We start from the raw sequence: 2,222 nt of genomic DNA, 5'->3' as shown, positions 1-2,222 counted from the left end.
TTCCTTTAGTGCTCTGCCAGAATAATATTTCTCTTTAGATAATCTGGAAACTCTTCCCCATTTAAGATTTCTTCCGTGGTCATCCATATTACTTCGTCCACTTCTTCCTTGCATTTGGCGTATGGTTCCCCAAAGAAGTGGTCACAAACGAAGACAATATCTACAACAGGTTCTCCCGTATCTGATATAAAGGTTGAACTATTCACATATTGAAGATTTGTTACTTCAATGCCTACCTCTTCATCAATCTCTCGAATTAGCGTTCTTTCGAAAATATCACTTGAATTCCCTTCTTGATCTACCTGACCACCAACAAGAGCCAAGCCTCCTGCACCATGTTCCTCCTGCTCACTTCGTTTCACGAGGAGCCACTTTCCTTCTTTATAAATTGCACCCTCCACATTAACGATGAACATGTAACTCCTCCTTAAAGGTATAGACTTTGAAATCTCAATTATTTGAGGAATAGCGTAAGATATTTTTATCTTTCGGTATACCTTCAAAATAAGCACCTACACAACCTGTCGTACAACGGTGCCCAGAGATGAGTATATTTCCCTGAAACTTGTTGTATTTCTTTTCTAGATGAAACATGAAATCAAATACTCGTGTAACATATATACTGATATCTTCCACACCCTTATAAATAGTTGGATCAGGTATCGAACCTGCCAGCTTCACTTCTTCTTTTTTCACTCTGTCTGCCCCACCCAAATCAAAAACATCTAGCCTAGAATCTATGGTAGCTGTTCTACCCGTTACAATTTCTGCAGTTTGTATTGCTCTTTCCTGAGGGGAAGAAAAAACTAAGTGAAAAGGAACTTCTTTTAATAGTTTTCTTACGTATTCAGCTTGCTGTTTTCCTTTTTCATTTAATGGGAGGCCGTTTCTACCTTGTAAGCGACCTTCCTTGTTTAAATCTGTTTCTCCGTGTCGTACTACATATATCATCGGCTCATGTTCCTCCATACGTTAATCTAAGATCGTTTCTTTATCTGGATTAATGAGAAATTCAAACATAGTCTTAATCTGAGATTCTGTATTTCTGTTAGTAGATAGTGTAGGTAAATTAGTAGGAGAGAAGAATTGAACACTATTCGTCTCCACTCCGCTAGCAGGTGCCCCTCCAGTAATTTCACAACGAATAAAAATTTTATAGTAATGGTAAGCCTCAGGTGGATGGGGATGCTTGTCCTTATCCATTAATGCAAGCAATTTTACTGGCCTTACTTCATAACCAGATTCCTCTTTTATTTCCTTTACGATATTTTCCGCTGCTGATAATCCGATATCACAAAAACCACCCGGTAATGACCATTTGTTGTCCAGGCTTTCACGAACCATTAAAATTTGATTGTCCTTAAAAACTACCCCACGCACGTCTACTTTTGGTGTTTGATACCCCTTATCTGTAGCAAATAAATCACTTACCTTTTGAAATTCTAAACCCGTATGCTCAGCCAAGATTTCCACACTTATAGCTCTTAACTCTTCATATCGCTCGATATCGTATATATCCTTTGAAAAAGCCAATCCAGATTGTGATAATGCTTGTATTCGTTTGGCCCACTCCAACCATTTTTGGCTCACTATAAAACACTCCTATGTATGGAATCGTAATGTATAATTTTTAAAAATTTCTATATGTACTAAGTGCTGCTTTCTTTTGCCGAAATGAATGGTAAACAAATATTCAAAAAACTTATAATTAATATATCATCTAACTAGATTAAAATATATATTAATTCAAAAAACTACCAACAATTCGGATGATTGTGGTAGTTGGATAAAATTACAAAACAGTCATTAAGCATCTCTCAACGTTCAATCCATCCTATTTCCCCATTTTCATTTTTAACAAGGATATATCCTTCACATGTGTCATCAACTACCCAAACCTTTTCTCCTCGCTTTACCGAAAGGAAGGTAGTGCTTACATCTGTCTTACAAAGGATGGAATCGTTTTTTTCTATAATATATTCATTTTTAATCCATTGTTCTGTTCCTAGGATGACATTTTGACAGAGTGTAAAAAATGGCCCCCTCTTAATTATTTTTAATTCGTAATTAGGATAAGTGACTGTACCAGTCCTGTTTATGTCAGCCTTATGATCATGTTCTATTATTATGTAATGATTAAGACTGTCCACAAATGTATAGGAATATGTCCCGTCCTGAATGATTAAAGCATTCAACTGACCGTCTTGTTTTAGTTGGTTCCC

4 protein-coding genes are annotated in these 2,222 nt (G+C 36.4%); all 4 read right to left on the bottom strand.

Features of this window, described 5'->3' with window-relative positions:
* Nucleotides 1-5 precede the first annotated feature (5 nt).
* Nucleotides 6-416, bottom strand: a complete 411-nt coding sequence (locus AC06OU_RS12165) for an NUDIX domain-containing protein (protein ID WP_475856076.1) — start codon at nucleotides 414-416, stop codon at nucleotides 6-8.
* A 34-nt stretch (nucleotides 417-450) separates the two neighbouring features.
* Complete coding sequence (locus AC06OU_RS12160) at nucleotides 451-951, bottom strand: histidine phosphatase family protein (protein ID WP_475856074.1); 501 nt, start codon at nucleotides 949-951, stop codon at nucleotides 451-453.
* Between the two features lie 21 nt (nucleotides 952-972).
* A complete protein-coding gene (locus AC06OU_RS12155; protein ID WP_475856072.1) occupies nucleotides 973-1,590 on the bottom strand; it encodes an NUDIX hydrolase in 618 nt (205 codons plus the stop codon).
* 227 nt (nucleotides 1,591-1,817) lie between these two features.
* The coding region (locus tag AC06OU_RS12150) for an SH3 domain-containing protein (protein ID WP_475856070.1) at nucleotides 1,818-2,222 on the bottom strand (405 nt) is incomplete at its 5' end.

It is taken from the genome of Psychrobacillus sp. (assembly GCF_056205495.1).
Note: the sequence above shows the minus strand (reverse complement) of the source record. Positions and strands in the feature narration are given on the sequence as shown.

Coding starts and splice junctions, on each gene's coding strand:
- AC06OU_RS12165 (WP_475856076.1), bottom strand. CDS start 416: ATGTTCATCGTTAATGTGGAGGGTGCAATTTATAAAGAAGGAAAGTGG.
- AC06OU_RS12160 (WP_475856074.1), bottom strand. CDS start 951: ATGATATATGTAGTACGACACGGAGAAACAGATTTAAACAAGGAAGGT.